General features: G+C 66.3%; 22 protein-coding genes and 2 pseudogenes. 12 read left to right on the top strand and 12 right to left on the bottom strand.

The window, feature by feature from the left end:
• The first annotated feature begins 9 nt into the window (after window positions 1-9).
• Window positions 10-1392: a DNA polymerase IV gene (locus ACZY08_RS14985; protein WP_463745865.1), complete on the top strand. Its 1383-nt coding sequence runs from the start codon at window positions 10-12 to the stop codon at window positions 1390-1392.
• Here ACZY08_RS14985 and ACZY08_RS14980 read toward each other — a convergent pair.
• Genes ACZY08_RS14980 through ACZY08_RS14970 form a run of 3 tightly spaced genes read right to left on the bottom strand, consistent with a single transcriptional unit; the run spans window position 1374 to window position 3321 of the window.
• Window positions 1374-1832, bottom strand: a complete 459-nt coding sequence (locus ACZY08_RS14980; protein ID WP_463745866.1) for a hypothetical protein — start codon at window positions 1830-1832, stop codon at window positions 1374-1376. The genes ACZY08_RS14985 and ACZY08_RS14980 overlap by 19 nt on opposite strands.
• Before the next feature lie 26 nt (window positions 1833-1858).
• Window positions 1859-2326, bottom strand: coding sequence for a hypothetical protein (locus ACZY08_RS14975; protein ID WP_463745867.1), 468 nt, complete (start codon window positions 2324-2326; stop codon window positions 1859-1861).
• 23 nt (window positions 2327-2349) lie between these two features.
• Entirely contained in the window at window positions 2350-3321 is a 972-nt protein-coding gene (locus ACZY08_RS14970; RefSeq protein WP_463745868.1) for an asparaginase, read from the bottom strand.
• A 53-nt stretch (window positions 3322-3374) separates the two neighbouring features.
• Between ACZY08_RS14970 and lspA the strand changes: the two genes are divergently transcribed.
• The 7 genes from lspA to dnaE all read left to right on the top strand — a co-directional run bounded on the left by lspA (window position 3375) and on the right by dnaE (window position 11963).
• Window positions 3375-4100 carry a signal peptidase II gene (gene lspA, locus ACZY08_RS14965; protein WP_463745869.1) on the top strand — a complete coding sequence of 242 codons (726 nt, stop codon included), beginning with the start codon at window positions 3375-3377 and terminating at the stop codon, window positions 4098-4100.
• Entirely contained in the window at window positions 4100-5023 is a 924-nt protein-coding gene (locus tag ACZY08_RS14960) for an RluA family pseudouridine synthase (protein WP_463745870.1), read from the top strand. The genes lspA and ACZY08_RS14960 overlap by 1 nt, the downstream gene beginning before the upstream one ends.
• A gap of 50 nt (window positions 5024-5073) precedes the next feature.
• Window positions 5074-5973 (top strand): EamA family transporter RarD, encoded by a 900-nt coding sequence (gene rarD, locus ACZY08_RS14955; RefSeq protein ID WP_463745991.1) that lies wholly within the window; start codon window positions 5074-5076, stop codon window positions 5971-5973.
• A 30-nt stretch (window positions 5974-6003) separates the two neighbouring features.
• A complete protein-coding gene (locus ACZY08_RS14950; RefSeq protein WP_463745871.1) occupies window positions 6004-6381 on the top strand; it encodes a YciI family protein in 378 nt (125 codons plus the stop codon).
• Between the two features lie 29 nt (window positions 6382-6410).
• On the top strand, window positions 6411-7613 hold the full coding sequence (locus tag ACZY08_RS14945) for an RNA polymerase sigma factor (protein WP_463745872.1): 1203 nt from the start codon (window positions 6411-6413) through the stop codon (window positions 7611-7613).
• A gap of 69 nt (window positions 7614-7682) precedes the next feature.
• Window positions 7683-8327 carry a TetR/AcrR family transcriptional regulator gene (locus ACZY08_RS14940; protein WP_463745873.1) on the top strand — a complete coding sequence of 215 codons (645 nt, stop codon included), beginning with the start codon at window positions 7683-7685 and terminating at the stop codon, window positions 8325-8327.
• Between the two features lie 78 nt (window positions 8328-8405).
• On the top strand, window positions 8406-11963 hold the full coding sequence (dnaE, locus tag ACZY08_RS14935; RefSeq protein ID WP_463745874.1) for a DNA polymerase III subunit alpha: 3558 nt from the start codon (window positions 8406-8408) through the stop codon (window positions 11961-11963).
• Window positions 11964-11980: 17 nt separating this feature from the next.
• On the opposite strand, the pseudogene ACZY08_RS14930 reads toward dnaE, so the two are convergent.
• Window positions 11981-12427 (bottom strand): annotated as a pseudogene (locus ACZY08_RS14930) (PPOX class F420-dependent oxidoreductase); the annotation flags it as partial.
• 55 nt (window positions 12428-12482) lie between these two features.
• Here ACZY08_RS14930 and ACZY08_RS14925 point away from each other — a divergent pair.
• On the top strand, window positions 12483-12872 hold the full coding sequence (locus ACZY08_RS14925) for a MerR family transcriptional regulator (protein ID WP_463745875.1): 390 nt from the start codon (window positions 12483-12485) through the stop codon (window positions 12870-12872).
• A gap of 11 nt (window positions 12873-12883) precedes the next feature.
• Here the strand turns inward: ACZY08_RS14925 and ACZY08_RS14920 are convergent, their stop codons facing one another.
• A complete protein-coding gene (locus ACZY08_RS14920) occupies window positions 12884-13717 on the bottom strand; it encodes a class I SAM-dependent methyltransferase (RefSeq protein WP_463745876.1) in 834 nt (277 codons plus the stop codon).
• Window positions 13718-13800: 83 nt separating this feature from the next.
• Between ACZY08_RS14920 and ACZY08_RS14915 the strand changes: the two are divergent.
• Window positions 13801-14180: pseudogene (locus ACZY08_RS14915) on the top strand (SRPBCC family protein).
• Here the strand turns inward: ACZY08_RS14915 and ACZY08_RS14910 are convergent.
• Both ACZY08_RS14910 and ACZY08_RS14905 read right to left on the bottom strand, forming a co-directional pair.
• Entirely contained in the window at window positions 14174-14404 is a 231-nt protein-coding gene (locus tag ACZY08_RS14910) for a hypothetical protein (protein WP_463745877.1), read from the bottom strand. The pseudogene ACZY08_RS14915 and the gene ACZY08_RS14910 sit on opposite strands and share 7 nt — an antisense overlap.
• A 77-nt stretch (window positions 14405-14481) precedes the next feature.
• On the bottom strand, window positions 14482-14919 hold the full coding sequence (locus ACZY08_RS14905; RefSeq protein ID WP_463745878.1) for a lipoprotein LpqH: 438 nt from the start codon (window positions 14917-14919) through the stop codon (window positions 14482-14484).
• Between the two features lie 149 nt (window positions 14920-15068).
• On the opposite strand from ACZY08_RS14905, the gene ilvA reads away from it, so the two are divergent.
• Complete coding sequence (gene ilvA, locus ACZY08_RS14900; RefSeq protein ID WP_463745992.1) at window positions 15069-16349, top strand: threonine ammonia-lyase IlvA; 1281 nt, start codon at window positions 15069-15071, stop codon at window positions 16347-16349.
• Between the two features lie 25 nt (window positions 16350-16374).
• Here the strand turns inward: ilvA and ACZY08_RS14895 are convergent, their stop codons facing one another.
• Window positions 16375-17976 carry a M4 family metallopeptidase gene (locus ACZY08_RS14895; protein WP_463745879.1) on the bottom strand — a complete coding sequence of 534 codons (1602 nt, stop codon included), beginning with the start codon at window positions 17974-17976 and terminating at the stop codon, window positions 16375-16377.
• A 280-nt stretch (window positions 17977-18256) separates the two neighbouring features.
• Window positions 18257-19423: an MFS transporter gene (locus ACZY08_RS14890; protein ID WP_463745880.1), complete on the bottom strand. Its 1167-nt coding sequence runs from the start codon at window positions 19421-19423 to the stop codon at window positions 18257-18259.
• An 85-nt stretch (window positions 19424-19508) separates the two neighbouring features.
• Between ACZY08_RS14890 and ACZY08_RS14885 the strand changes: the two genes are divergently transcribed.
• Window positions 19509-19967, top strand: a complete 459-nt coding sequence (locus ACZY08_RS14885) for a winged helix-turn-helix transcriptional regulator (protein WP_463745881.1) — start codon at window positions 19509-19511, stop codon at window positions 19965-19967.
• On the opposite strand, the gene treZ is transcribed toward ACZY08_RS14885, so the two are convergent.
• The 3 genes from treZ to glgX are packed head-to-tail and all read right to left on the bottom strand — an operon-like array spanning window position 19961 to window position 26124.
• On the bottom strand, window positions 19961-21694 hold the full coding sequence (gene treZ, locus ACZY08_RS14880; protein WP_463745882.1) for a malto-oligosyltrehalose trehalohydrolase: 1734 nt from the start codon (window positions 21692-21694) through the stop codon (window positions 19961-19963). The genes ACZY08_RS14885 and treZ overlap by 7 nt on opposite strands.
• Complete coding sequence (gene treY, locus ACZY08_RS14875) at window positions 21687-23957, bottom strand: malto-oligosyltrehalose synthase (RefSeq protein ID WP_463745883.1); 2271 nt, start codon at window positions 23955-23957, stop codon at window positions 21687-21689. The genes treZ and treY overlap by 8 nt, the downstream gene beginning before the upstream one ends.
• Before the next feature lies 1 nt (window position 23958).
• Window positions 23959-26124, bottom strand: coding sequence for a glycogen debranching protein GlgX (gene glgX, locus ACZY08_RS14870; RefSeq protein WP_463745884.1), 2166 nt, complete (start codon window positions 26122-26124; stop codon window positions 23959-23961).

Below are 26124 nucleotides of genomic sequence, written 5' to 3'. Positions count from 1 at the left end.
TCAGCAGCTATGAACGGCGCCGAGGTCAACGGCGCGGGCGGACGCTGGGTGCTGCACCTGGACATGGATGCGTTCTTCGCGTCGGTCGAGCAGTTGACCCGCCCCACCCTGCGCGGCCGGCCCGTCCTGGTCGGTGGACTGGGCGGGCGCGGCGTGGTGGCCGGGGCGAGCTATGAGGCGCGCCGGTGGGGCGCACGTTCGGCGATGCCGATGCACCAGGCCCGACGGCTCATCGGTGCCCCCGCGGTGGTGCTGCCGCCCCGCGGGGCGGTCTACGGCGTGGCGAGCCGTCGCGCCCTGGATACCGTGCGCAGCGTCGTCCCGGTGCTCGAGCAGTTGTCTTTCGACGAGGCGTTCGGCGAGCCTGTTGAACTTGCCGGCGCCTCCGCGACTGACGTCGAGCAGTTCTGCCAGCAGTTGCGCGCCAAAGTGCGCGAGCAGACCGGCCTGGTGGCCTCCGTGGGAGCGGGCTCGGGAAAGCAGATCGCCAAGATCGCCTCCGGGCTGGCCAAGCCGGACGGGATCCGGATCGTCCGCCGCGACGAGGAGGCGCTGTTGCTCCACGGCCTGCCGGTGCGCAAGTTGTGGGGGATCGGGCCGGTGGCCGAGGAAAGGCTGCACCGGCTGGGCATCGAGACGGTGGGTGCGCTGGCCGCGCTGTCGGATGCCGAGGCCACCAGCGTGCTCGGTACGGCGGTCGGCACTGCGCTGCATCGGCTGGCCCGCGGAATCGACGATCGTCCGGTGGCCGAGCGCGCTGAGGCCAAGCAGATCAGCGCCGAGTCGACATTTGCCGAGGATCTCACCACGTTGCGCCAGCTGCAGGATGCGATCGGCCCGATCGGCGAGCATGCGCATCGGCGCCTGGAGAAGGACGGCCGCGGCGCTCGCACCGTGACGGTCAAGCTGAAAAAGTCGGACATGAGCACGCTGACTCGGTCGGCCACGCTGGCCTATGCCACCACCGAGGCCGCCATCCTGATCGGCGCCGCACGCAGGCTGCTGCTCGACCCAGTGGAGATCGGCCCTATTCGCCTTGTCGGCGTGGGCTTTTCGGGACTGTCCGACAGCAGGCAGGAGTCGTTGTTTCCAGATCTCGAGCAACCTGACGAGGACTTCGACGCCCACCACCAGGCAACGGAAGCGGCCCAGGTCACCCAAAGCGGATGGCGCATCGGCGACGATGTGGCGCACCCCGAGCACGGTCACGGCTGGGTTCAGGGCGCCGGACACGGCGTGATGACCGTCCGTTTCGAAACCCGGGCCAGCGGACCCGGGCCGGCCCGCACGTTTCCCGACGACACGCCGGGTTTCAGCCGGGCTGATCCGATCGCCAGCCTGGACTGGGGTGACTATCTGAGCGGATTGGCGGACTACCAGAGCACGCCGTAGGTGGCGGTGAGGATGAAGCCGTGCTCGCCGTAGGTCTTGCACGTCACGGTGCCCTGATAGCCGACTCCGCAGCTGGCGCCCCAGTTCTCCAGCCGATGCCCCTCTGGCAGCACGTCGACGTCGCGGGTGAAGGACGCGGTGTCTGAGTGCCGGTAGGAGGCGGGTCCGCCACTGTTGACGAAGATCTGGTTGCTGCCGGCCGGCGCGTCGATCGGCACTGCATCACAACCCACCGGACCGCCGTTGGGGCCGATGCCGCAATGACGGCCATCCGGGGTCCGGAAGAACACACCGTAGAAGTCGGTGGGCGAGCTGTAATGCCCCTCTGCTTCGGGATAGCTGTCGATGTCGTCGGCGCCCGGCGGTGGCTCGGCGGTAGCGGTCGGCGCGGCGCCGAGCGTCAAGAGACCGATCGCAGCAATTGCCCAGATGTGGCGCATAGCTTCCATTCAACCGATCGCGTCAACTACCAGAGGACGCCGGAAGCGGAATCCAGCGAAAAGCCATGCCGGCCGGAGGTTTTGCAGATCACTGCGCCCTGATCGCCGATGCCGCAGCTGGCGCCCCAGTTCTCCAGCCGGTGTCCGGCGGGAAGCACGTCGACGCCATCGCGGGTGAAGGACGCGGTCCCGGAGTATCGGTAGGAAGCGGGTGCGCCGCTCTCGGCGAAAGTCTGGTTGGTTCCCGCCGGAGCGTCCCCCGGCACCGCGTCGCAGCCGACCGGGCCGCGGTTGGGACGGATTCCGCAGGATCGGCCGTCCGGAGTTCGGAAGAACAGCCCATAGGAGTCGGTGGGCGAGCTGTAATTGCCCTCCGCGATGGGATAGCCGTCGATTTCCGCGACGCCGGGCGGTGAGGGCAGGGCCGCCGCGGTCGGGAGTGGGCCGATCAGCAACAAGCCGGAGGCTGCTGCCGCTGCAATGTGGAAACGCACGTTCTCTATTTGAGCACAGGCCGTCAACCGCAGGCGTCCATGACCTCTTCCACCTGCCGGCCGGACGCCAGCGCAGCCATGAGCAGAACCCGCGTCTGCGCCGGGCGCAGAGCGGGGACCATGATGGCGCCGGCGTCGACCAACCGCCGGCCGGGTCCGTACTGCGCGGCGACCGGTCCGTCGGGAACCCGGGTCGATACCGCGATGACGACACCATTGCGGCAGTGCCTGTGGACCCCGTCGATCAGCTCGCTTCCCGCATTGCCCGAGCCCATCGCCTGGAGTACGACGGCGCGTGCCCCGGCGGCGGCGCAGGCATCCAGGGCGGTCGCATCACCTCCCGGATACGCCGCGACGATATCGACGCGTGGGGCCGACGCCGCGGCCAGAGCGCCGAGGTAGACGCGGTCTTTGGCGGCAGTGATCTCACACCGGCCGTCGGTGATGGTTCCGAGCTTGTGGCCGGTGAAGGCGTTCAACTCATGGGTGTGCCGCTTGCGCAGGCCCAGCGGCTGCCACAGGGCGCCGGCAAAGCACACCGCCACCCCGAGCTTCCTGGCCTGCGGACTGGACGCGACGGCGACGGCGTCGCGCAGGTTGCCCGCGCCGTCGGAGTCGGGCGCGTCCGCGCTGCGTTGCGACCCGGTCAGCACCACGGGCACGTCTCCGCCGTAAGTGAGATCCAGCCACAGGGCAGTTTCCTCCATGGTGTCGGTTCCATGGGTGATGACGACGCCGTCGGACCGGGCCGCCGCGGCGCGGGCGGCCTCGCCGATCCGGTCCCAGTCCGCGGGTGTCAGCAGCGCGCTGTCCGTCGCCAACAGATCCACGACCTCGACGTCCGGGTCGAGGGCAAGCCCGGCCGTCAACTCAGCGCCGGTCCGTGTCGGATGCCGGATTCCGGCATCGTCGGTGCTGGTCGAGATCGTGCCGCCGGTGGTGATCACGACGATTCGTCTGGGCGGGACCTCTGGCCCTGTCACGGTCTCCGTCACGGTCCAGATTGTCCCGCAATTGTTCCAGCTGGACTGTTTGGGATGATGGGGGAGTGACTGATGAAACGTCTGGCCCGGCAGAGCCGGTGACCGACGCAACCGGGGGTGCCAAACCAGCCCCTGTAACCGCTGCTCCGCCCCGGCGGCGGCTGCGTCTGCTGCTCACCGTCGCCGCGGTCGTGCTGCTCATCGACGTGGTGACCAAGGTGCTCGCGGTGCGCCTGCTGACGCCCGGGCAGCCGGTCTCGATCATCGGTGACACTGTGACGTGGACGTTGGTACGCAACTCCGGCGCGGCGTTTTCGATGGCTACCGGATACACCTGGGTGTTGACGCTCGTCGCGACCGGCGTGGTGATCGGAATCGTCTGGATGGGTCGCCGACTGGTGTCTCCGTGGTGGGCGATCGGTCTCGGCATGATCCTGGGCGGTGCGACCGGAAACCTGATCGACCGCTTCTTCCGTGCGCCCGGGCCGCTGCGCGGTCATGTGGTGGATTTCTTCTCGGTCGGATGGTGGCCGGTGTTCAACGTGGCCGATCCGGCTGTGGTCGGCGGCGCGATCCTGTTGGTGGCGCTGTCGTTGTTCGGCTTCGACTTCGATACCGTCGGCCGGCGCCAGCCGGGCGACGATGCACCGGCGAAATCCGAACCGGCTGACGGTGACGACGCTCCCGCCGACGACGCTCCTGACGAGCAGGCCGCAAAGGCCGGTGACACCGAGCCGGTGAGCTCCTCGGACGAGTCGAGCGCGGTCGGGCGCCAGGCCGAGTCGTCATAGTGACTACCCGGTCGATGCCGGTGCCTGAGGGCCTGGCGGGAATGCGAGTCGACGCCGGCCTGGCCCGGTTGCTGGGGCTGTCACGCACTGCGGTGGCCGCCATGGCCGAGGACGGCGGTGTCGATATCGACGGTGTGCCGGCAGCGAAGTCCGACAAGCTCGTCGCGGGGGCCTGGCTGGAGGTCCGGCTGCCGGCGGCGCCGGCCCCCGTCGAGAACACCCCGGTCGACATCGAGGGGATGGGCATCCTCTACTCCGACGACGACATCGTGGCGGTGGACAAGCCGCCGGGGGTGGCGGCGCACGCCACGGTGGGCTGGCACGGTCCGACGGTGTTGGGCGGGCTGGCGGCTGCCGGGTTCCGGATCAGCACTTCGGGTATCCACGAACGGCAGGGCATCGTGCACCGACTCGACGTCGGCACCTCCGGAGTCATGGTGGTGGCTTTGTCGGAGCGGGCGTACACCGTGCTCAAACGGGCGTTCAAGGAACGCACCGTGGACAAGCGCTATCACGCGCTGGTGCAGGGGCACCCCGATCCGTCGAGCGGAACCATCGATGCCCCGATCGGGCGGCATCGTGGTCACGACTGGAAGTTCGCAGTCGTCGATGGCGGACGGCACAGCATCACCCACTACGACACCGTTGAGGCGTTCCAGGCCGCCAGCCTGCTGGACGTCCATCTGGAGACCGGCCGTACGCATCAGATCCGCGTGCATTTCGCCGCGCTGCACCACCCGTGTTGCGGCGACATGACCTATGGGGCCGATCCCACGTTGGCGAAAAGGCTTGGGCTGGAACGTCAATGGTTGCATGCACGCTCACTGGCCTTCGCGCATCCGGCTGACGGCCGGCGCATCGAGATCATCAGTCCCTATCCGGCTGACCTGCAGGCCGCCCTCGACGTTCTGCGCCGCCACTAGCTGTGGCTGTGCCGACACCTGCACAGCAGACCGGTGCCACTCGCTCCGGCGTGCTCTACGGTGCGGGTGCCTACATCTGGTGGGGGTTGTGCCCCGGCTTCTTCCTGCTGTTGCTCCCCGCGGGTGCGCCGGAGGTGCTGGCCCACCGCATCGTGTGGAGCGCGCTGTTCTTGCTGTTGGTGCTGGCGGTGGCCCGGCGGCTCGGCGACCTCCGTAGGTTGACGCTCAAGACGTGGCTGCAACTGCTGGCGGCCGCCGCGCTGATCTCCATCAACTGGGGGACCTACATCTACGCCGTGACGACCGGCCACGTTGTGGATGCGGCGCTCGGGTACTTCATCAATCCGCTGGTGAGCGTGCTGCTGGGGGTACTGGTGTTCCGCGAGCGGATCAGCCGATGGCAGGCGGTCGCGTTGGTCCTCGCGCTGATCGCGGTGGTGATCCTGACCGTCGAGCTGGGCGCGCCGCCCTACATCGCGGTCGTGCTCGCGCTGTCCTTCGGCGTGTACGGCCTGATCAAGAAAGTGGTGCAGGCCGACCCACGGGTGAGCGTGGCTGTCGAGACCCTGCTCGCCCTTCCGCTCGCCGCCGGCTATGTGATCACGCTGGAGGTGCTGGGCCGGGGAAACTTTCTCAACCACGGCACCTGGCACGCGCTGCTGTTGTTGCTCGCCGGCCCGGTGACCGCGGTGCCGTTGCTGCTGTTCGCCGCAGCCGCACAGCGACTCCCGATGGTCACGCTGGGCCTGCTGTTCTATCTGAACCCCGGGTTGCAGATGGCCTGGGGTGTGTTCATCGGTCACGAGCCGATGCCAGTGGGCCGGTGGATCGGGTTCGCCTTGATCTGGGTGGCGTTGATGATCATGACGGTCGGTGCGTTGCGCAGAAAGCCGGCTGGTCGGGTGGCCGACATTGTCGATCGGGTCGAACCGGAATCGTCATCACGGTGACAGGCTGGAATCGACAACCAGGAGGACACCGTGCAGTACTGCCTACTCATGCATTACCAGGAAGGACCAGAGGCTGGCCTGAGCGAGGAGGACATGAAACCCGCCCAGGCCGCGTTCGCCCGATATGCCGATGACCTCGATGCGGCCGGCGTGCTGGTCGGCACGCAGGTGCTGCAGTCGGCGTCGGCGACAACGACCTATACCGCACGCACCGGCGCGGCGGAGATCCAGGACGGGCCGTTCGTCGATACCAGGGAACGCCTGGGCGGAGTGTTCGTGATCGAGGTGCCCGACCTCGACGCGGCACTGGGCTGGGCGCAGAAGTGTCCGGCCGCGGCGTGGGGTTCGATCGAGATCAGACCCGTCGCAGTCACCTACGGCCGAGGCCGGGGCTGGTACACCCCCTGAACACGCAGGTTTCAGCGCGGCTCGCGCAGGTGGTCGGCCAGTCCTACGGCCGGCTGCTCGCGCTGCTGGCGGCCCAGGGCCGCGACATCGCCGCTGCCGAGGACGCGTTGGCAGACGCGACGGAACGTGCTCTACAGCGCTGGCCGCGCGACGGCGTGCCGGGTAATCCGGAGGCGTGGTTGCTAACCGTGGCACGAAATCGACTGCGGGACATGTGGAAATCACCCGCCTACCGGCTGAGCGGGCCGTGGACCGAGGGCCACGACGTCGCCTGGGACGTAGCCGAACCGGCGGCGATTCCCGACCGCCGGCTTGAGCTCATGCTGGTGTGCGCACACCCGGCCATCGCTGCCGACATCCGAACCCCGTTGATGCTGCAGACGGTGCTGGGAGTGGACGCGGCCGTCATCGCCGCGGCATTCGCGGTCGCTCCGGCAACCATGGCGCAGCGACTGGTGCGGGCCAAGAAGCGCATTCGCGACGCCGGAATCCCGTTCACCCTGCCGGCGCGTGCCGACCTCGATGCGCGGCTGCCCGAGGTACTCGAAGCGGTTTACGGCGCATATTCGATCGACTGGCTGTCCGTCCCGCAGGGTACGGCCGTCGAATCCCTGGCATCGGAGGCCCTGCACCTCGCCATGGTGCTCGTCGAGTTGTTGCCGGAGGAACCCGAGGTTCTGGGACTGGCGGCACTGATGTGTCTGTGTGAGGCGCGGCGTCCGGCGCGGCTCGATCCGGAGGGCAACTTCGTTGCGCTGGAGGATCAGAGCCGGGGTCGGTGGGACTCCGCGCTGCACGTGCGAGGGGAACGCCTGCTGGCCCGTGCCCACAGCTTCGCCCGTCCGGGTCGGTTCCAGTACGAGGCGGCGATTCAATCGGCGTACTGCGCCCCCGACGTCGACCGGCATGCGCTGCGCAAGTTGTATCGAGCGCTGATGCAGGTCGGTCCGTCGCTGGGTGCCGCGGTGGCGCTGGCGGCCTTGGAGGGCGAAATCGACGGTCCCGATGCCGGACTGCGTGCCCTCGACAGGATCACGGACCGCTCGGCCGGTACGTTTCAGCCGGCGTGGGTCACCCGCGGGCACCTCCTTGCCGGGGCCGGACGGGTCGGCGAGGCAGCGGCGGCATACCGCCGGGCCATCGAATTGACCACAGACAACGCGGTCCGGGCGTACCTGACCGGACGTCTGGGGAGTCTGCAATCGACCGGCCGCGCCGGACACGGGTCGTGACCCGACTCGGGAAGTTATTTGCGAACTCATCTTTTGACCTCATTCTGGCAATGCCATAGTGTTTGCTGAATGACTGGGCGTAGCGGTCCTCGCACCGTTCGTCGGCCGGGTAGACCGGTTGGCGCCGATGCCGCGCAAACCCGTGAGCGCATCGTGCAGGCGGCCTACGAAGTCATCAACGAGCGCGGATACGCGGCGGCGACATTCCAGGAGATCGCCAAGCGCAGCGGTCTGAGCCGTCCGACGCTGAACTACTACTTCGCCAGTCGCGAGGATCTCTACCGCACACTGCTCAAGCAGGCGCACGACGTCATCAGTTCGTGCATCCGCGTGGCGAAACAGCATGATGGACCGTTGGATCGGTTACATGCCTACATCGATGCCGTGGTGGCCGTGTGGCATCGGGACCGCGCGGTCGTCGGATTCCTGGCCAACGCGCGGCTGGAGGCCTACCGCCACCCGGACCTGCCTTGCGCTACCGTCGCGGCCACCCGCGGGTTCCTCGGCGAGGTGGTGACCGAGGCCATCGTGCGGCGCGAACTGCCGCCGCACACCGAGCACGGAACGATGGTCGAACTGTTGTACGCGATGCTGTGGGGAGTGGGTGCCTACAGTGGTTGGCAGGGCAGGCCCGTCGATGTACCGCAGATTGCCAAGCAACTACATCTTGTGATCGGAAATGGGTTGCTGTCGATCGCCGACCGGGATCGTTGACGCGCCGACGAAGACACGAGTGGCGACACGCCGGGAAGTACGAGAAGTGTCAGTGGGTCGCCATAGACTGGCACCCCTATGAGCGGTTCATCTTCGGGGTCCTTCGTACACCTGCACAACCACACCGAGTACTCGATGCTCGACGGGGCCGCGAAGATCACGCCGATGCTGGCCGAGGCCCAGCGGCTGGGCATGCCTGCGATAGGTATGACCGACCACGGCAACATGTTCGGCGCCAGTGAGTTCTACAACTCCGCGACCACGGTCGGCATCAAACCGATCATCGGCATCGAGGCGTACATCGCGCCGGCGTCGCGCTTTGACACCAAGCGGATCCAGTGGGGTGACCCGAGCCAGAAGAGTGACGACGTCTCGGGTAGCGGCGCCTACACCCATATGACGATGGTCGCCGAGAATGCCACCGGTCTGCGCAACCTCTTCAAGCTGTCCTCGCTGGCGTCGTTCGAAGGCCAGCTCGGCAAGTGGTCGCGCATGGATGCCGAGATCATCGCCGAGCATGCCGAAGGCATCATCGCGACCACTGGTTGCCCGTCCGGCGAGGTGCAGACCCGGCTACGGCTGGGCCAACGCCAGGAGGCGCTGGAGGCCGCCGCCAAATGGCGCGACATCTTCGGCCCCGACAACTTCTTCCTCGAGCTGATGGACCACGGTCTCGATATCGAGCGCCGCGTCCGGGAGGGCCTGTTGGAGGTCGGGCAGAAGCTCGGCATCCCACCGTTGGCCACCAACGACTGTCACTACGTCACGCGTGAGGCCTCGCAGAATCACGAGGCGCTGCTGTGCATTCAGACGGGCAAGACGCTGTCGGACCCGAACCGGTTCAAGTTCGACGGCGACGGCTACTTCCTCAAGTCGGCCGACGAGATGCGGGCCCTGTGGGATGCCCAGGTGCCGGGCGCGTGCGATTCCACAGTGCTCATCGGCGAGCGGGTGCAGTCCTACGCCGACGTGTGGACGCCCAGCGACCGCATGCCGGTGTTCCCGGTTCCCGACGGACACGACCAGGGCTCATGGCTGACCCATGAGGTCCAGGCCGGCCTGGAGGAGCGCAGGTTTCGTGGCGCACCTGTCCCACCCGAGTACACCGACCGCGCGGCGTACGAGATCAAGGTCATCTGCGACAAGGGCTTTCCGTCCTACTTCCTGATCGTGGCCGACCTGATCAACTACGCCCGGTCGGTCGGGATCCGCGTGGGGCCGGGCCGTGGGTCGGCCGCCGGGTCACTGGTGGCCTACGCGCTGGGTATCACCAACATCGACCCGATCCCGCACGGGCTGCTGTTCGAGCGCTTCCTGAACCCGGAACGTCCGTCGGCCCCCGATATCGACATCGACTTCGACGACCGTCGCCGCGGCGAGATGCTGCGTTACGCGGCAAACAAGTGGGGCAGCGACCGGGTGGCCCAGGTGATCACCTTCGGCACCATCAAAACCAAAGCGGCGCTGAAAGATTCGGCCCGGGTGCATTACGGCCAGCCCGGTTTCGCGATCGCCGACCGGATCACCAAGGCGCTGCCGCCACCCATCATGGCCAAGGACATCCCCGTGTCGGGGATCACCGATCCCAACCACGAGCGGTACAAGGAAGCCGCCGAGGTCCGCGCCCTGATCGACACCGATCCGGACGTGCGGACCATCTTCGAGACGGCGCGCGGCCTGGAAGGGCTGGTGCGCAACGCGGGCGTGCACGCCTGCGCGGTGATCATGAGCTCCGAGCCGCTGGTCGACGCGATCCCGCTGTGGAAGCGTCCGCAGGACGGCGCGATCATCACCGGCTGGGACTACCCGTCGTGTGAGGCCATCGGTCTGCTCAAGATGGACTTCCTGGGTCTGCGAAACCTGACGATCATCGGTGACTGCCTGGAGAACATCAAGGCGAACCGGGGGATCGATCTGGATCTCGAAACGCTGGCGCTCGACGATCCGGCCGCCTACGAGCTCCTCGGCCGCGGCGACACGCTGGGCGTGTTCCAGCTCGACGGCAGTGCGATGCGTGACCTGCTGCGGCGCATGCAGCCCACCGGGTTCAACGACATCGTGGCGGTGCTGGCGCTGTACCGACCCGGTCCGATGGGCATGAACGCCCACAACGACTATGCCGACCGCAAGAACGGCCGTCAGGCGATCAAGCCCATCCATCCCGAGCTCGAGGAACCGCTCAAGGAGATCCTGGCCGAGACCTACGGCCTGATCGTCTACCAAGAGCAGATCATGTTCATCGCGCAGAAGGTCGCCTCCTACACCATGGGTAAGGCCGATGCGCTCCGTAAGGCCATGGGTAAGAAGAAGCTTGAGGTGCTCGAGGCCGAGTACAAGGGCTTCAAGGAAGGCATGACTGCCAACGGGTTCTCCGAGGCTGCGGTGAAAGCCCTGTGGGACACCATCCTTCCGTTCGCCGGGTACGCGTTCAACAAGTCGCACGCGGCCGGCTACGGCCTGGTGTCGTACTGGACGGCCTACCTCAAGGCGAATTACCCCGCCGAGTACATGGCCGGCCTGCTCACCTCGGTCGGTGACGACAAGGACAAGGCCGCGGTCTATCTGGCCGATTGCCGTCGGCTCGGCATCACAGTGCTGCCGCCCGACGTCAACGAGTCGGTGCAGAACTTCGCGTCGGTTGGCGACGATATCCGGTTCGGTCTGGGCGCCATCCGCAACGTCGGCGCGAATGTCGTTGCGTCGTTGATCAGTACCCGTACCGAGAAGGGTAAATACGCGGACTTCTCCGACTACCTCAACAAGATCGACATCGCGGCCTGCAACAAGAAGGTCACCGAATCTCTGGTGAAGGCAGGCGCATTCGACTCGCTCGGCCACCCTCGCAAGGGGTTGTTCCTGGTACACACCGATGCCGTCGACTCGGTGCTCGGTACCAAGAAGGCCGAGGCGATGGGCCAGTTCGACCTGTTCGGCGGTGCCGATGGTAGTGGCGCTGACACCGGCGATTCCGCGTTCACCATCCGCGTGCCCGAGGAGGAGTGGGAGGACAAGCACAAGCTCGCGCTCGAACGCGAGATGCTGGGGCTGTACGTGTCCGGGCATCCGCTCAACGGGGTTGCCCACCTGCTTGCCAACCAGGTCGATACCCAGATCCCGGCGATTCTCGACGGAGATGTCGCCAACGATGCGCAGGTGGTGGTCGGCGGCATCCTGGCCTCGGTGAACCGTCGGGTGAACAAAAACGGCTTGCCCTGGGCGTCAGCTCAATTGGAAGACCTCACCGGCGGTATCGAGGTGCTGTTCTTCCCGCAGACCTACTCACTGTTCGGTCATGAGATTGCCGACGACGTCGTGGTGCTGGTCAAGGCAAAGGTGGCTGCCCGCGATGACCGGATCTCGCTGATCGCGCACGAACTGGTGGTACCCGACTTCAGCAGCGCCCAGGCCGACCGGCCGCTGGCCGTGAGTCTGCCCACCCGCCAGTGCACGATCGACAAGGTGAGTGCGCTCAAACAGGTGCTGGCCAATCATCCCGGCACGTCCCAGGTGCATCTGCGGCTGATCAGCGGTGAGCGCATCACCACGCTGGAGCTGGATCAGTCGCTGCGGGTGACACCGTCCTCGGCGTTGATGGGCGACCTCAAGGCACTGCTCGGCCCCGGTTGTCTGGGCTGAGCCGGGACATCCTGCGGCGCCATATCGATCCTCACGATCGCGCTGTCGGGCCACACGCCGCGGGTGCGGGCGCGTCGTAGCTTCTCCCGCAACGGCAGGTCGCGGTGCACGTTGGTGACGCCGGGGATCTTCAGCAGCGGCACGATGTTCCATTGCCATCCGTATCGCCGGTGCAGCGCTCGGTTGGCCTGTTCGGCGTCCTCACCGCCCAGGACAGTGGCCCGGCCGGTCAGCCAGGTGGTGCCGGTGATTCGTCCCTTGTAGTCGCAGACCACCAGTTCGACATCGGGCCGCACCGCGAGTCTGCGGGTCTTCGGGCCGATCTTGGTGCGGAAGAATGCCGTTCGGCCGTCGAGCACGAACCAGATCGGGGTGTCGACAGCGGTTCCGTCGCGGCGAAAACTGCGCAGCAACGCGTAATGGGAGCGACTCAAGGTCTCCAGTGTGGTGTCGGTGTGTGGCATGTAGCCAGTCAACGACTTAGAGTTGACTCTAAGTCAAGCTCGGTGAGGAGGGCAGATGGCCGCGACGCTGACCATCGGAGACGTCACGCAGCGGAGTGGGGTCGCTCAGACCGCGCTCCGCTACTACGAGCAGGTCGGGCTGTTGCCCGCCCCGCAGCGCCTGGGTGGGCAGCGTCGCTATCAGGAATCTGTCCTGATGCGTCTTGAGGTGATCAGGTTGTGCAAGGCTGCCGGCTTCTCGCTGACCGAGATCGGGCAACTGCTGCAGGATGACACCACGGGCCGGCCGGTGGCGCGTGAGCTGGCGCAGACCAAGCTTGCCGAGATCGACGCACAAATGGAGGCGCTGACCCAGGCGCGCGCCATCATCGAGTGGGGGATGCGGTGCACATGTCCGTCAATCGAGTTGTGCACGTGCGGGATTCACAACGAGCTACCGGCCTGACGCAGCAGCGGTCAGAACCGGTACCGCAGGATGCGCGCCTTACGGGCCGTCGCCTTGCTGAGGCCGGAGGCCCGCGTTGCGAGCCGCAGTGCACCGGGAAAGCGATCGACCTCCGGTTGGTGAGCGAGGCTGGACTCCTCGACGAGTCGCAGCCGCGGGTTCCAGGTTTCGGGATGGTGGGCATCCTTGAAACCCGGGTAGCCCCACTGACTTCCGACGTCCTTGAACATTTTGGCAGGAAAGAACTTCAGCGCGGCCCTGCTCATCCAGCCGATCCGGCCGTAGTCGTTGAACGCCAGCTCGCCGGAATCGAAGTGTTCGGTGATCGTCCGGAAGATGCCGGCGATCAACGGTTCGCTGAGGAATGCGAACAGTCCGTCGGCCACCAACATGGTGGGTCGATCGGAATGAATCGGGTCGGTCCAGTCCGGATCGGCCAACGACGCGGAGACAGTGTGTGCCTGGGGGAGTGAGGGCATCGCCCGATCGCGCAGCTCGCTGATCCCGGGTAGGTCGACGCTGTACCAATCGACCGTGGCCGGTGGTGCAACGCGGTGGACGCCGCTGTCGAGACCTCCGCCGAGATCGACCACGACGGCGTCGGGATGGTCGGCGACAAACGCACGGACCCGGTCGTCGAGCATCTTGGCGCGTAACGCCGACTGGCACACCACGCTGGTCTGCACCCCGAGGCCGGCGAAGTCGTAGTCGAGTCTGGCCACCGTCTCGTCGGCCATCGTGTCGCCGAGGATTGGGCGGGCCCACCGGTTGTCGAGAGCCCTGGCATACAGGGTCAGGAATGCGGTTTCCTCTACCGGCGTCAGGCCCGTCGTCGCAATACCCACACGCCCGACGGTACACCCGGTCGGCGGCTGAACAATTGGGCGAAAACGTTTACCGCCCTTGCGATCCAGCCTACGGTGGGAGCATGCGCAGCACGCATGTGAGCGTCTGGATCGAGGTTGCCGCGGACGCGGTGTACGCCTATGCCGCGGATCCGCGACAGATGGTCAACTGGGCGGCGGGCCTGGCCGAGGGTGGGTTGCGGACTCCCCGATGGGTGAGGTCACTGTCGAATTTGCTGCACCGAACGCACTGGGAGTGCTCGATCACGTGGTGCATCTGCCCTCGGGTGAGGCCGTCTACAACCCGATGCGGGTGGTACCGGCAGGCGGTGACGCAACGTCGTGCGAAGTCGTGTTCACGGTCCGGCAGCGGCCCGGGATGACCGACGAAGAGTTCGAGGCAGATGTGGCCGCGGTAGCCGCCGATCTAGAAACGCTGCGGCGGCTGCTGGAAGGTCATTGATCAGAGGGTGAAACGTGGCCGAGTCCCAGCCAGGCCACGATGGCGGCTGCAGCGGCCGAGAGCACTGCTGGGGCGGCGCTCATCGTCGCCACGCCGACCACCACCAAGACCAGGGCACCGATCGCCAGGGCGATCAGCTTGTACGTCGGCCAGGGCACCCCGGCGATGTCGACCTGATGATCGGCCCGGGAGGTGCCGCTACGAAAGTTCCCGGCGGTGGTCATGTATTGACGATAGCTCGTAACCATGATTTCGGGTAGCCGAAACCTTCGTTGAGGCTCACTTTATCGGTCCAGAATGCTCAACAACGGGCTTCCACCCGGTACTGGACCTCGGTTGGCCTGGTGGGACGGTCCGCGAACCAGCCGCGGGCCGTGCCGCTCATGTGGAATGTGGTGCCGTCGATGCCGGCATCGGCGGACGCCGCCACGTTGGCTGAACCGCCGGTGAAACCCGACATGTCGGTCAGGCGCATCACCTTCGGTTCGACTGTGGTGCCGGTCTGGATGATGGCGGTGAAGCCGGGCGCTTCCGGCTGAGTTTCGATGGTCCACAGCCAGGATCGTTGCGTGCACAGCACCGAGTAGGTCGTCGGCATCTCCTGGCCGTTGATGAATACGCGCGCCGTGGACGCATCTGCCGGGGTACCGGTGCCCGCCGAGCAGGCCGACGTTGCCAGCGCGCCGATCGTCAGGGTGTGCGCTACCGCCCGCCGCACCCGCTGCTGGATGTGCCGCATGAGGTTGTTTTCCCAGTTCGGAGGCCTCTCAACCGCATGCGCGGGATTTCTTCGATTTGGCGGCACAACTGGTGGGATTCCAGTGTGTCTCCCCACCCAACTGCAGTGAAACGCCTGGCCAGTGGCACCATTGAACGGTGACTGCCGATCTGAGCAAAGGCTCCCGAGTCTCCCCGCTGGCCGCGCCCCTGACCGCGGCCGACATCGACGAGGCCGCCAAGCGAATTTCCGGGGTGGTCACGCGCAGCCCGCTGCAGTTCAACGAGCGGCTATCGGAAGCCACCGGAGCCAACGTGTACCTCAAACGTGAGGACCTGCAGGCGGTGCGTTCCTACAAGGTGCGCGGGGCGTTCAACCTGATGGCGCAGCTCTCGCCCGAGGAGTTGGCCGCCGGCGTGGTGTGCTCCTCGGCAGGCAACCACGCGCAGGGCTTCGCAATGGCCTGCCGGTCGATGCGTACCCATGGCCGCGTCTACGTGCCGGCCAAAACCCCCAAGCAGAAGCAGGACCGGATCCGCTATCACGGCCGTGAGTTCATCGAGCTCATCGCAGTTGGTTCGACCTACGATCTGGCCGCCGCCGCAGCGCTCGAAGACGTCGCACGCACCGGGGCGACCCTCGTACCCCCGTACGACGACCTGCGCACGATGGCCGGACAGGGCACCATCGGCGCCGAGCTGCTCGACCAGCTCGACGACGAGCCGGACCTGGTGATCGTCCCCGTCGGTGGCGGCGGCTGTATCTCAGGCATCACCACGTATCTCGCCGAGCGCGCTTCGGAAACCTCGGTACTCGGTGTGGAGCCGGCGGGCGCGGCGTCGATGATCGCCGCCCTGGCCGCGGGCGAACCGGTGACCCTGGATCACGTCGATCAGTTCGTCGACGGCGCGGCCGTGGCGCGGGCCGGGGCGCTGCCTTACGCCGTGTTGGCCGCGGCCGGTGACATGGTCACCCTCACCACGGTGGACGAGGGCGCGGTGTGCACCGCGATGCTCGACCTGTACCAGAACGACGGAATCATTGCCGAGCCCGCGGGTGCGCTGTCGGTTGCGGCGCTGTTGGAGGCGGACATCGAGCCCGGTTCCACCGTGGTGTGCCTGATCTCCGGCGGAAACAACGACGTCTCCCGCTACATCGAGGTGGTGGAGCGCTCACTGGTGCACCTGGGCCTCAAGCACTACTTCCTGGTCGATTTCCCGCAGGAACCCGGCGCGCTGCGCCGATTCCTCGATGAGGTCCTCGGGCCCGGTGACGACATCACCCTGTTCGAGTACGTCAAGCGCAACAACCGCGAGACCGGCGAGGCGCTGTGCGGCGTCCAGTTGAGCGCGGCGACAGACCTCGAAGGCCTGCTGGCGCGTATGGAGGATTCCGATATCCACGTCGAGTTGCTCGAACCAGGGTCACCGACGTACCGGTACCTCACCTGAGAAACCCGGCCTGACGGCGGTGCACTCAGGCGCTGATTCCGGTCGCCTCGAAACCTGCGCTCACTGCGGCGACCTTCTCATCCCGGACGCTTTCGGGGTTTCCGCGGAAGAGGGACTTGGCCACCAGCTCAACGGCTCGGCGGCTGTCACTGAAGCCTGACGTTCGTGAAAGGTGAAGTGTCAGCGCGAGATAGAACAGAACCGCCACATCCTGCGGGGTGAAGAGATGGCCCTGGCCGTTCTTCGCGCTGATGACGTTGAACGCCGCCTTGTTGTGGATGCCACTGTTGGTGTGCACACCGCCGTTGTCCCGGGTCGTGTGTACGTAGTCGTGAACGTGCGCAGGCTGGCCGCGTCGGGCCGGATCACTCAGATCCCGCAGAGGCACCCCGGTGCCGTCGAGCTCCTCGCCCATCTCCCAGTTCCAGCTGTCGATGTCGGGTTTCTGGGCATTGGCGATGATTATCCCCATGATGTCCGAATAGGACTCGTTGAGTGCGCCGGACTCGTCCTTGTACTCGAGTCGGGCCGTGTTGTCGGTCAGTCCGTGCGTCATCTCATGGGCCACCACGTCCATGGCCACCGCGTACGACCGCAGCTCGCCGCCGACGCTGCGCTGGCCGTACACCATCTGGGTGCCGATCCAGGCGGCATTGCGCCACTGCTGGGGCGTCGGATCCTGGATGGACGTGCAGTTGATGGACGAGATGAACGGGCTGCCCTGGTTGTCGAGGCCGTTGCGCTGCAAGGTGTTCACCAGATAGTCGGCGACCTCCTGGGCGTTGGCGTGGGCGCTGATCGCGGCCGGGCTCCAAGGTGCCGGCGGATTGGAGATCGGCTCCGCACCCGGTAGCGAGCGGAACTGCGATTCGATCTTGCGGAACCCGAAATCGTAGGTCTCGATGCGCCGGGTGGGGTCCACCAGTCGCGTGTTGTGGTTCTCGTCCCGTTCGGCCCGGATGCGGCGAGTCTGGCCGAGGGCATCGGTGGAGTCCAGTTCTTCCAGTGTCCACGAAATCGTCTGGGTGCGAGGAAGTTTGGCGATCAGTTCACCGGAATGAGCGTCCACGACGTAGTCGAAGAGCTCCGGCAGCGTCTCCGGGTGACCGTCGGAGGTGCGTTTGCGGTGGCGCTGTACGTTCTTGGCGATGTACACCAAGTGCCAAACCCCGGGGTCCGAATTCTTGTCGAAGTAGAAGTAGAGCCGGGGTGGTTCCGACAGTGGCAATGCGTCTTTGCCTGCGTCCTTGACGATCACATCCTGGGCCCGCGCCGGCGATATGGTCGCGACTGCATCGACACCATCGGGATTGCCGATCGCCGAATTGACAGCCAGCATGTTGTTCGCGTCATCCAGCTCGATCGTGACCAGCGATCCGTATACGGGGATGCGTTGGCGGTATTGGGCGAACTTGACGACGGTCGAGTCGGTCAACGGAACGGACTCGGTGCCGAGGGCCAGGTACTCGGTCCCGGGTCCCGCGCTGCTGTCGGTGATCGACGGCACCTCGGGGCTGGCGATCATCTGGTTGAGGTAGCGGCGCGCAGCCGATTCCGGATCGAGCGTCGCCACGTCGACTGCCGGCGCTGCGCCGGGCACGACTGCTTCGTCATTGATGGCCTGCACTGCAGGGCCCTGGAACCTGTCTGCACTGTGCAACGCAAAACTCTCTAACCCGTTGTCGTTCATCAGTTCTCACATCTCCCGCATTGGTGGGTTGGGCTGTCTCGCTTCGGACCGCCGGATGTCAGCAGCGTGGCATGACCTGATCATGCGTCGAGCGCGACACCGTTGCGCGCGTAGTGCCCTACTCGAATTCGCGGCGATCAGGCGTTGCGGTGCCCACGTGGTGCCACGCGCTGTTCGCGTCGGCGCTGAACACAGGTAGTGATCTACGCGCGTTGGGTCATCTGGGCACTCGGTGCGCCGCTGGGCTGACAGCCCAGACGATGAGAGCGCAGGTGGCGAAGGCGGCGCCGAGGATGCTCGAGCCGGTCCATCCCGCAACCGAATACGCCGCGGTCGTGGCGGCCGCCCCGAGGGCCGAGCCGAGTGAATAGAAGAACATGTAGCCGCCGATAACGCTGCTGGTGCGGTGCGGATGGGCGGTGGTGAGCAGGTGCTGGTTGCTCACATGTACGGCCTGTACCGCGAAGTCGAGCACGATCACACCGACCACGATCAGCGCCAACGACCATGATGCGTGCCCGATGGCCAGCCAGGAGGCCGTCAGCAGCGCGAGCGCCCCGCCGGTGACGGCACGTGCGAAGCCGGCGTCAGCCCAGCGTCCCGCCCGGGCGGCGCCGAGTGCGCCGGCGAGACCGGCGATTCCGAAAAGCCCTATCTGAGCGGTACTGAGATGCCACGGAGCCGCGGCGAGTGGCAGTGCCAGGCCACTCCACAGTGTGCCGAAAGAGGCGAAGAGGAAGAACGCGATCAGCCCGCGTGAGATGAACAGGCGGTCACCGAACAGTTGGCCCAGTGACGCCAGAATATCGACGTAGGAGGCTGATTCGCGCCGCGGATCGGCCGGCAGGAGCCTCGGGGCGAGGCATGCCAGGGCGAGTAGCAGCACGGCCAGCCCGGCATAGACGCCGCGCCACCCCCACGCGGCGGCGAAAGCGCCTGCGGCCACCCGGGAACCGAGGATGCCGATGACAACCCCGGAGGTGACCGCGCCGAGGGTGCGGCCGCGTTGCTCGGGTGTGGACAGGGCGGCAGCGAAAGCCACCGTGGTCTGGACGACGACGGCGAACAGGCCGGCGACTGCCAGTCCGGCGAGCAGCTGCCAGGTTTGTGCGGCTGTCGCGGCCAGCGCCACACCCAGCGCGGCCAGTAGAAGGTGCCCGCTGATCAGATTACGGCGGTTCATCATGTCGCCGAAGGGGACGAGAAGGACCAATCCGACCAGATAGCCGAGTTGCCCGGCCGTGACGATCCACCCCAGATGCGCCTCCGGCACGCCGAGGTCGCTGCCGATCTGCGCGAGGACGGGCTGTGCCGCGTAGATCGTGGCCACAGCCACTGCGCACACGGTGGCGAAAAACACTCTGCGGCCGAAGGTCAGCTCCATCCACGCTCCTCTCAATGGTTGCATATTGCAACTATTTGGAGGCTACGGCAGAATGGTTTCATTCAGCAACTCTTTAGGGGGCGTGATGACCGAGTCGGTGCTGAGTACGGACGGCGTGACCTGGACGGATCCCACGTGTCCGGTCGCGCGCACGCTCGACCTGGTCGGAGACCGCTGGAGCCTGCTGATCGTCCGCGATGCCATGGACGGCGCGCGCGCATTCACCGACTTTCAGCAGCGCACCGGCATCGCGCGCAACATCCTCACCGACCGGCTGCGTCGACTGGTGGATCGCGGCATCCTCGACCGGCAGCCGGCAGCGTCGGGCCGGCGGCAGCTGTACACGCTCACGAAGGCCGGTCGTGATCTCTTCACCGTCGTGGTGGCGCTGCGTCAATGGGGTGAGCGGCACGCGTTCGCATCGGGCGAGTCGCACTCGATACTGGTGGACCGGCGCGGTGAGCAGGTTTCGGAGCTACGGCCGAAGAGCTCGCGTGGCGCCGTATTGGACCTCGACGGAACATCCGTGCAGAAGGACTACTGATCGCCCTCGCTGCGCAGGATCGCGAAGGAGTGCCCGGCCAATATCGTGGCGTCGGTGCAGACGTCAGGGTGATCCCAGGCCAGCAGCAGCTCGCCGGAGACCGGTACCGCTACTGGCTCGGTGCCCAGATTGCAGGCGATGGACACTGCGCCCCGATGTAGCACGATCCAGCGTTGGTCTTCGTCGAAGTCGATCGACAAGTGGTCGAGCCACGGATCGGCGAGGTCAGGTTCGCTGCCCCGCAATGCGATCAGCTCGCGATAGGTTCGGTGGAGTGCATCATGCTCGCCCTCGGTGACCTCGCTCCAGTTCAGTTTGGACCGTAGGAACGTCGCTGGGTCCTGTGGATCGGGGATCTCGTCGGCATCCCAGCCGTGTTCGGCGAACTCGGCCTTGCGTCCCTCGGCGGTGGCACGCGCCAGGTCCGGTTCGGGGTGCGAACTGAAGAACTGGAACGGCGAGGAGGATCCCCATTCCTCACCCATGAAAAGCATGGCGGTGTAAGGAGATCCGAGAGCCAGTGCGGCCTTGACCGCGAGCTGGCCGAAGGTCAGACGCTGCGAGGGCCGGTCGCCGACGGCGCGATTGCCGACCTGATCGTGGGTGAGGGTGTACGCCAGCAGGCGGGTGGCCGGAATGGTGGCCGTGTCCAACGGCCGACCGTGCCTGCGGTGGCGGAAAGACGAGTAGGTGCCGGCGTGGAAGTATCCGTGCTTCAACGTTTCTGCCAGTGTGGTCAGCGATCCGAAATCGGCGTAGTAGCCCTGCCGTTCGCCGGATACCGCAGTGTGGATGGCGTGGTGGATATCGTCGTCCCACTGAGCGGTCAAGCCGTACCCGCCGCGGTCCCGCGGGGTGATCAGCCGGGGATCGTTGAGGTCGCTTTCGGCGATCAGCGACAGCGGTCTGCCGAGTTCGTCGGCCAGGGCGTCGGTTTCGGCTGCCAGTTCCTCGAGCAGATGGATCGCGGTGTTGTCGACGAGTGCGTGCACCGCATCGAGACGCAGCCCGTCGGCGTGGAAATCGCGCATCCAGCGCAACGCGCACTCGATGATGTACGCACGGACCTCGTCGGCATCGGCATCGGACAGGTTGATCGAACTGCCCCACGGATTGTGGCCGGACGACAGGTACGGGCCGAACCTCGGAAGGTAATTGCCGGACGGTCCGAAGTGGTTGAACACCGCGTCGATCAGCACCCCGAGCCCACGTGCGTGGCACGCGTCGACGAGCCGGATGAGGCCGTCGGGACCGCCGTACGGTTCATGTACCGCGTACCACAGCACGCCGTCATAACCCCAGCCATGGGGACCGTTGAACGCGTTGACCGGCATCAGTTCCACGAAATCGACGCCGAGTTCCACCAGATGGTCGAGCTTGTCGATCGCGGCATCGAAAGTACCTTCGGGCGTGAAGGTTCCGGTGTGCAGTTCGTAGATCACCCCGCCGCAGATGGACCGGCCGGCCCAGGTGGCGTCTGTCCACGCATCGGGGGCCGGAGCCCACAGTTGCGAGCGGGCATGCACGCCGTCGGGCTGACGCGGTGACCGAGGGTCTGGCAAGACCTCGGGATTCTCGTCCAGGACGAACCCGTACCTGGCGTCGGTGCGGCAGGCGACCTCGGCGCGCCACCATCCGTCTCGGGAGCGCGCCATGTCGTGCAGCGTCCCGTCCACGTCGACACGCACCCGGTCCGGTATGGGCGCCCACACCGCGAATTCAGCCATCGGTGCGCTCCAGCAAGGCCACCGGAGAATCGGCGAGCAACTCGGTCAGCGGCACCGGTCCACCGGCCCAAGGGCGGCCACTGAGGCGATCCGTCCACCGGCCGGCGGGCAATGGCAATGCGGTGTCGGCCCAACCAGTTTCGGCGAGCGCCACGGTCCACCGGCTCACGGCCACCACGACATCTCCGCCGCGGCAGAAGGACAGCACGTGCCGCGCCGCGTGGCCGGTGGCAGACAATGGGACGTAGGACCCGGTGAGGAAGGATTCCGGACGCGTCCGGCGCAGCGCCAGCGCGGACTCGGTTACCCGCAGCTTCGCATCATCCCCACGCTCCAAGGCATCGCGCAGCGCAGGGTAGTCGACCGGACGCCGGTTGTCGGGATCGACCAGACTGTCCTCGGTGGTCTCGGTGCCCTGGTATACGTCGGGAATTCCGGGTGCCGTCAACTGGACCAGTTTCTGGCCCAGACTGTCGTTTCGGGCGTGCACGTGCAGCCGACTGACCAGCGCGGTCAGTTCGGCTGCGACCGGCCCGTGGAGCACTCGATCCAGCCAGTGGTGTACCTCGTCCTCGAAGTCGCGGGCCGGGTCGTGCCAGGAGGTGCGGGTGGCTGCCTCGCGGATCGCCTTCTCGGCGTAGCTGTGCAGCCGGATGCGGAGCTCGTCGGTAACCTCGCCGCTGACCGGCCAGACGCCGAAGATGTTCTGCCACAGGAATAACGCGGTGGCTTGGTCCGGGGGAGCGGTCAGGTTGTTCCACCGGTCGACGGAGTCCGCCCACGTGTCCGGTACCTGGGACAGCAGCCCGATGCGGGCGCGGGCGTCCTCGCCGCGTTTGGTGTCGTGGGTCGACAGCGTGGTCATCGTCGACGGCCAGGTGCGCATGCGCGTCGACGCCCGTTGGTGGAACTCGGCTGTCGTGACCCCGAACAACTCGGGTGCGCCACCGACCTCGTTGAGTGAGACCAGTCGGGCGTCGCGGTAGAACAGGCAGTCCTCGACCGCTTTCGCGGTCGCGGCCCCGCACAGCTGATTGAACCGGGTCACCACCTCCACGCTGCTCGACATCGCCACCGAGATGGTGGACAACGCGTCGGCGAGTTCCGGTGTGGTGCACGCGGTTTCCTGCAGCGCCACCGGGAGGATCGTGCCCAGTGCCGGATAGTCACTTCGGTACACGCCGATCCGGCTGATCAGTGCTGTGACGGCTCCGGGAAGCCGAGGGTCCTGCTGGGCGGTCACCGCCGTGATGGATCGGCACAGCCGGCCCAACTCGCTGGCCAGGGTTTCGGTGACCGCCGCGGTCTTGAGCATGAGTTCGGCGTCGAGATCCGGGCGGCCGCTCACGGCGCTCAGCCTGGTTTCCCCGACGGGGGCGATGAACAGACCACCGACCTCGCGCAGTGCGTCATATCCGGTGGTGCCGTCGACAGGCAGTGACGCGTCGAGGGACTCGTCGGCGGCCAGGATCTTCTCCACCACGATCCAGGCGTCGGGGCCGGTGAGCTCACGCAACCAGCGCAGATAGCCTGCAGGGTCGGACAATCCGTCGGGATGATCGATGCGTAGGCCGTCCACGAGCCCCTCATCGAACCAGCGTTTGATCTCGACATGGCTGGCGTCGAAAACGGCCCGGTCCTCCTGACGCAGCGCGGCCAGCGACGTGATCGAGAAGAAGCGACGATAGCCGCAGATCCCGCTGCGCCAACCGGTCAGCCGGTAGTTCTGGCGGTCATGCACCTGGCTGCCCGTGCCTGTGCCGGTTCCCGGTGCGATGGGGAAGACCAGATCGCCCAGGCGCAGCACGTCCCCCTCGACCACGAGATCGGCCACGTCGTCGTCGGAACCCAGGACCGGCAACACAACCCGGCCGCCGTCGAGATCCCAGTCGATGTCGAAGTACTCGGCGTATGCCGACGCTCGGCCGTACCGCAGCAGATCCCACCACCAGCGGTTCTGCTCGGGGTGAGCGACCCCGAGGTGGTTGGGAACGATGTCGACAACAAGCCCCATACCCCGGGACCGTGCGGCCTCCGAGAGCCGCCGCAGACCCTCCGGCCCGCCGAGGGCCGCCGATACCGTGGTGGGATCGGTGACGTCGTACCCGTGCGTGGATCCGTGTGCGGCGGTCAGGATCGGGGACAGGTAAAGGTGAGACACCCCGAGGCGATCGAGATAGTCGAGGAGGTTCACGGCGTCATCGAAGGTGCAGCAATCACCACGCATCTGGAGCCGATACGTGGAAAGAACCGGGCGACGCATGTCAGGCCGTCTTGCGCAACACGAGCAGTGACCGGGCCTGCAGCGAGATCTTCTCGCCCGCGGCCACGACCAGTTCGGAGGTTCCGGTCGGGTCGGCCGTGTCGAGGTCGGCCGTCCACTCCTTGGCGTAGTCGCCGTTCGGCGTGACGAAATCCTGCTCGTGGTCGTTGGCGTTGAAACACAACAGGAATGAATCGTCGACCACCCGCTCGCCCCGGGCGTTGGGAGCCTCGATCGCGTCGCCGTTGAGGAACACAGCGACACACGTGCCCAGGCCCGTGCCCCAATCCTCCGGCGTCATCTCGGTACCCGACGGGGTCAGCCAGGCGATGTCGCGAACCTGATCGCCGCTGCGGATCGGTTTGCCGTCGAAGAACCGGCGCCGCCGGAACACGGGGTGGCGCTTACGGAATGCCAGCACCTTGCGCGTGAATTCCAACTGGTCGGCGTTGGTCTCCAACCGCGACCAGTCCATCCAGGACAACTCGGAGTCCTGGCAGTACACGTTGTTGTTGCCCAGCTGGGTTCGGCCGATCTCGTCGCCGTGGGCGATCATCGGGGTCCCCTGGGACAGCATCAGGGTGCCGGTGATGTTACGCATCTGCTTGGTACGCAGGGCCAGGATCTCCGGATCGTCGGTCGGCCCCTCGACACCACAGTTCCAGGACCGGTTGTGGCTCTCGCCGTCTCGGTTGTCCTCACCGTTGGCCTCGTTGTGCTTCTCGTTGTAGGACACGAGGTCGTTGAGGGTGAATCCGTCGTGGCAGGTGACGAAGTTGATGCTGGCGCCGGGGCGGCGTCCGGTGGCCTCGTACAGATCCGAGGAACCGGTTAGCCTGGAGGCGAACTCGCCCAGGGTCGCAGGCTCGCCCCGCCAGTAATCGCGCACAGTATCGCGGTATTTCCCATTCCATTCGGTCCACAAACCTGGGAAATTGCCGACCTGGTAGCCACCTTCACCGATGTCCCACGGCTCGGCGATCAACTTCACCTGGCTGACGACAGGGTCCTGCTGGACCAGGTCGAAGAACGCCGAAAGCCGGTCCACATCATAGAATTCGCGCGCCAGAGTGGAGGCCAGGTCGAACCGGAACCCGTCGACATGCATCTCCAGGACCCAGTACCGCAACGAGTCCATGATCAGCTGCAGGGTGTGCGGGTGCCGGGCGTTGAGGCTGTTGCCGGTTCCGGTGAAGTCCTTGTAGTACTCGGGTTGGCCGTCGAGCAGTCGATAGTAAGCGGCATTGTCGATCCCGCGAAAATTGATGGTCGGACCGAGGTGGTTGCCCTCGGCCGTGTGGTTGTAGACCACGTCCAGGATCACCTCGATACCCGCATCGTGGAACGCCTTGACCATGGTCTTGAACTCGGCCACCGCACCGCCGGCGTGCCGCGTGGCCGCGTACTGGAAATGCGGGGCGAAGAAGCCGACCGTGTTGTAGCCCCAGTAGTTTCGCAGTCCGAGGTCCAGCAGTCGGTGGTCGTGCATGAACTGGTGCACCGGCATCAACTCGATCGCGGTGATGTTCAGCGACTGCAGGTACTCGATGACAACCGGGTGGCTCAGCCCCGCGTATGTGCCCCGGAGCTCTTCGGGGATACCGGGGTGGGTCTGGGTCATCCCCTTGACGTGTGCCTCGTAGATCACCGTGTCGTGGTACGGCGTCTTGGGTGCCCGGTCGGAGCCCCATTGGAAGAACGGGTTGATCACCACGCTGCTCATGGTGTGGCCCAGAGAGTCGACCTGGGGCGGGGTGCCGGTGCCGGGTGGTTCGGCGGTCAGGTCATAGGAGAACAGGGCCTGGCTGAAGTCGAAGTCGCCGTGAAACGACTTGCCGTAGGGGTCCAGCAGCAGCTTGCTGGGGTCGCACCGGTGTCCGGTGCCGGGATCCCACGGGCCGTACACGCGGTATCCGTAACGCTGACCGGGTGTGACCGTGGGCAGGTAGGCGTGCCAGACGTAGCCGTCGACCTCTTCGAGGTTGATCCGGTGTTCGGTGCCATCCTTGGCGATCAGGCACAGCTCGACGCGTTCGGCGACCTCTGAGAACAGCGAGAAGTTGGTTCCGGCGCCGTCGTAGGTGGCGCCGAGCGGGTAGGCCTCACCCGGCCAGACCGTCGACATCGGCGTCGGGATCGGCGGAGGCGTTGGTGACGATGACGTCAT

The organism is Mycobacterium sp. IDUB_9, from assembly GCF_055419505.1.
This window is presented reverse-complemented; position numbering and strand designations above follow the sequence as displayed.

Bases quoted from the DNA above. Each gene is read 5' to 3' on its own strand.
- treZ (WP_463745882.1), bottom strand. From the start codon at position 21,694: ATGGCTGAATTCGCGGTGTGGGCGCCCATACCGGACCGGGTGCGTGTC.
- ACZY08_RS14940 (WP_463745873.1), top strand. From the start codon at position 7,683: ATGACTGGGCGTAGCGGTCCTCGCACCGTTCGTCGGCCGGGTAGACCG.
- ACZY08_RS14905 (WP_463745878.1), bottom strand. From the start codon at position 14,919: ATGCGGCACATCCAGCAGCGGGTGCGGCGGGCGGTAGCGCACACCCTG.
- treY (WP_463745883.1), bottom strand. From the start codon at position 23,957: ATGCGTCGCCCGGTTCTTTCCACGTATCGGCTCCAGATGCGTGGTGAT.
- ACZY08_RS14985 (WP_463745865.1), top strand. From the start codon at position 10: ATGAACGGCGCCGAGGTCAACGGCGCGGGCGGACGCTGGGTGCTGCAC.
- ACZY08_RS14980 (WP_463745866.1), bottom strand. From the start codon at position 1,832: ATGCGCCACATCTGGGCAATTGCTGCGATCGGTCTCTTGACGCTCGGC.
- ACZY08_RS14885 (WP_463745881.1), top strand. From the start codon at position 19,509: ATGACCGAGTCGGTGCTGAGTACGGACGGCGTGACCTGGACGGATCCC.
- ACZY08_RS14925 (WP_463745875.1), top strand. From the start codon at position 12,483: ATGGCCGCGACGCTGACCATCGGAGACGTCACGCAGCGGAGTGGGGTC.
- ACZY08_RS14890 (WP_463745880.1), bottom strand. From the start codon at position 19,423: ATGGAGCTGACCTTCGGCCGCAGAGTGTTTTTCGCCACCGTGTGCGCA.
- dnaE (WP_463745874.1), top strand. From the start codon at position 8,406: ATGAGCGGTTCATCTTCGGGGTCCTTCGTACACCTGCACAACCACACC.
- glgX (WP_463745884.1), bottom strand. From the start codon at position 26,124: ATGACGTCATCGTCACCAACGCCTCCGCCGATCCCGACGCCGATGTCG.
- ACZY08_RS14910 (WP_463745877.1), bottom strand. From the start codon at position 14,404: ATGACCACCGCCGGGAACTTTCGTAGCGGCACCTCCCGGGCCGATCAT.